Below are 3,388 nucleotides of genomic sequence, written 5' to 3'. Positions count from 1 at the left end.
GCTTATATGAGGATATTCGCAATGAAAAAGCCATTTTATCAAATAAAACAAAAGCAGGATGTGATTCGTCAGTTTACGCCTAACTGGTTTACTGTCACGATGGGTACTGGGGTGGTCGCACTTATTTTACCAGAATTACCTTTTGCGCAAGACTTTATCTGGCAAGTTGCGACAAGTTTATGGATTTTAAATATTATTTTATTTATTGCTTTTAGTGCCTTATATACTTTACGTTGGCTTATTTATCCTCAAGAAGCACGGCAGATTTTCTCTCATACAAGTATGAGTTTGTTTCTAGGTACGATTCCGATGGGACTCGCCACGATTTTGAATGGCTTTTTAAAGTTTGGTGTCTCTTTATATGGTGATGTTGCTATTCATATTGCTCACTCCCTTTGGTATATCGATGTGATTTTGGCTGTTGGTATTGGAATTTTAGTGCCATTTTTTATGTATAGTCGTCAGCAACACCACTTACATACCATGACTGCAATATGGCTTTTACCCATCGTAGCATGCGAGGTGGTATCTGTTTCTGGTGGGTTGCTACTGGCTCATTTACCTGTAAATCAGGAAGCATTAGGTATTTTATTCGGGAGCTACGTGCTTTGGGGAATGTCGGTATTACCAGCTTTTGCGATACTCACAATCTTGATGTTACGTTTAGCTTTACATCAACTTCCTCCAAAAGAATTAGCAATTAGTAGTTGGTTGGCTTTAGGTCCGATTGGAACAGGCGCATTGTCACTATTGACTTTAGGTACTCAGGCTACAAATGTATTGCAACATTTTGATTTAATGAGATTAGGTGAGTTCTGTGAAAATTTAGGCTTTATCGCCAATTTTATCTTAATCGGGTTTGGTATTTGGTGGTTAAGTATTGCGATTTTAACAACACTCAGTCATGTGAAAACTGGTATTCCATTTAATTTAGGTTGGTGGGGACTTACTTTCCCATTGGGTGTATTTACATTGGCACTTTTGAATCTGGGGCATCAACTCAATTTGCATTTCATCATGATTATTGGTTTTACATTGGCAAGTATATTGGTGCTGCTCTGGGGGATAGTGTTGAGTAAAACTTTGCTAGGTATGTATCGTGGACATTTATTTTTTTCACCATGTTTAAAAGCTTTTTTGGAGAAAGACGCATGATTATGCAAGTGTATGACTAGTGGAAGTATGACATGCCATAGGTATAGCTTTTTGTGTAAATCTAGTTGTGGTTAATACAGGAGGCTGATTGAAGTAAGTCATATTATTAACATACATAAATTGATCTCATTACATTACATTTTCCATTTGATTCTTATTCTTTACATTATCGACTTGAAAGAGATTAAAGACTAAATCATGAAATCTAAGACAACTTTTAACGTTGGATTGTTGATGATTGGGTTCGCTTTATCAATAGCCCTTATCTAATATAAGCAACATATGAATGATGAAAAGGAAATAGCTCAGCAGATCACTTTTTACTTTTTAGAGTCGCTATCAAAAGGCAATGTTGATTCAGCAGCTAGGTTTGTTCTGAAAAGTAAGCAAGAAAATTTTTCAATGACTCAAATGGCTGAATCTTTTAGTGGTCTGCAGGTTTTGGAGGTGATGAAGCTAAGCTTTGATTCAACGCAGGGTCGACCAGCGTATTATCAAAAGTTTTACAAAATTATTTCAGTCATGGTAAAGATCAAAATAGCAACAGAAGACAATATCGGTAATCCTGCTGGAGAACGAATTTTGTTTATAACGCTTGTAAAAGCCAACCCAAGCTCTAAATGGCTTGTTACTGAATTAGGAAGTGGATCATAATTTTTATTAAAAATGATCCATCCCGTTTCTGATTTGAAATTTAAATCCTCATTCCCTGTTCTGCAATATCATCCAAAACATAATCAATTTCCCGTTCCAGGTCAGAAATAATTTCTAGACATGAGTCACTTTGATTTTTTAACGAACCTTGTGTTTTATCACGATAACCTTGAGGTACAGCACCCGAATAAAATACTTTATTTTCCTCAGATGATGTTTCTTTAGAAATACGCTTGCGCATCTGTACATCCCCCATAGCTTCGATATTCATCGTTATTTCATACTGATTACGCCTTGATTCATTATGTTGATTAAATTTGACGGTTTTGCCTTGGGGGTCTACGATATTTTGTACCTGATTGGATTGTTCTAAGTTGCCGCGCTGGAAACGAGTTCTATAATCAAAATAAAGTTGAATATCAGCCGAGCGTATTGGACTTAACTCAAAAGGATATGATTTAAAACGATCTTCAATTGTTCTCTTAATACGCTTAGATAAGCTATCACTATAAGAAGAACCACAGCTGTCATCGCCACGATCTTGATTAATTGAATAACCAATATTTACCGTACCCTTACGTTTACTAATAGCCCTCAGACTTACCGAATTTTTGTATACGCCATAAGGGAGATATATTTCATAGGAATCATTATATAATTTGGCTGCTTCACGAAAATCAGCTTTACGTGTGGCTGATCTGTCTTTGCTTATGGCTTGAGAAAATAATTGTTCCGCTTCTTCACTACGCCATAGTTTATCGTACTTTACGAACTGTTGTTGGCTATCTTTAAAGCTTCCATAATTACGATAAGCATTGCTTGCTTTCTGAAAATTTTCACTGGCATCTTTATAATTTTTCATTTTCACAGCAGTTAAAGCGGATTGATAATAATCACTAGCCAAGCGTGATGAATATTCTTTTTGGTATTTAGCTGCGAGAGAAGCCATATCTAAATAATTGGCATATTTCAAACCGTTTTGGTAAGCCTCAGCTTTTTCACGATAATTGTCAGTCACTATCGTTTTAATATTATTGCCTTTTTCATAATATAACTTGGCAATATCGAATTTCAGTTGTGGCATAGGATAGCGTTGATTAAAAGCAGTGAAATTATTGCTATAAAAGCCTGTTCCAACAAGATTTCGGGCTTGATATATTTCTTCATAACGCTGAATTTTTTGTTCTAGGCTATTATCAGGCAAATTTTCGATCTTATTCAATGAAAGATAAACTGTATTTAACCAGCTTTTTTTAAGAGAATTTCTTGGATAATCTCTTTTTTCATCCAGTCTGTCGGTCACTATGCGAATGCTCGAAATATAATCACCGTTTTCATAACTTCGAACAGCTTTTTTTAAGGTGCAAGCGCTTAAAATACTGATTAAAAACAAGGAGAAAATAGCCTTTTTAAAAAAATGCTTATACATGCCTAAATACCATTATTATTAAGAATTGTGTAAAGAACTAATGCATCAAAAAATGATAGGTTAATGTCTTGTTAAGTCTGAATTCATCAATTTATATGAGCTTATTTTTCCTGAGTTTATCATGAATTATTCAATAAATAAGAACATGAT

At 34.9% G+C, this 3,388-nt stretch carries 3 protein-coding genes; 2 read left to right on the top strand and 1 reads right to left on the bottom strand.

All coding sequences use genetic code 11. The features are described from left to right. Nucleotides 1-21 precede the first annotated feature (21 nt). Together KPC_RS18505 and KPC_RS18500 are read left to right on the top strand one after the other, a co-directional pair. Nucleotides 22-1,155 (top strand): TDT family transporter, encoded by a 1,134-nt coding sequence (locus KPC_RS18505; RefSeq protein ID WP_121975801.1) that lies wholly within the window; start codon nt 22-24, stop codon nt 1,153-1,155. Nucleotides 1,156-1,437: 282 nt separating this feature from the next. Beyond that, complete coding sequence (locus KPC_RS18500; protein WP_121975800.1) at nt 1,438-1,809, top strand: hypothetical protein; 372 nt, start codon at nt 1,438-1,440, stop codon at nt 1,807-1,809. Nucleotides 1,810-1,849: 40 nt separating this feature from the next. Here the strand turns inward: KPC_RS18500 and KPC_RS18495 are convergent, their stop codons facing one another. Further along, nucleotides 1,850-3,112: a soluble NSF attachment family protein gene (locus tag KPC_RS18495; RefSeq protein ID WP_171334549.1), complete on the bottom strand. Its 1,263-nt coding sequence runs from the start codon at nt 3,110-3,112 to the stop codon at nt 1,850-1,852. Between the last annotated feature and the right edge of the window lie 276 nt (nt 3,113-3,388).

Source organism: Acinetobacter stercoris, from assembly GCF_900323515.1.
Lineage (GTDB): Bacteria > Pseudomonadota > Gammaproteobacteria > Pseudomonadales > Moraxellaceae > Acinetobacter > Acinetobacter stercoris.
Note: the sequence above shows the minus strand (reverse complement) of the source record. Positions and strands in the feature narration are given on the sequence as shown.

What these genes read in the sequence shown, in the direction of transcription:
- KPC_RS18500 (WP_121975800.1), top strand. Translation starts at nt 1,438, where the DNA reads ATGAATGATGAAAAGGAAATAGCTCAGCAGATCACTTTTTACTTTTTA.
- KPC_RS18505 (WP_121975801.1), top strand. Translation starts at nt 22, where the DNA reads ATGAAAAAGCCATTTTATCAAATAAAACAAAAGCAGGATGTGATTCGT.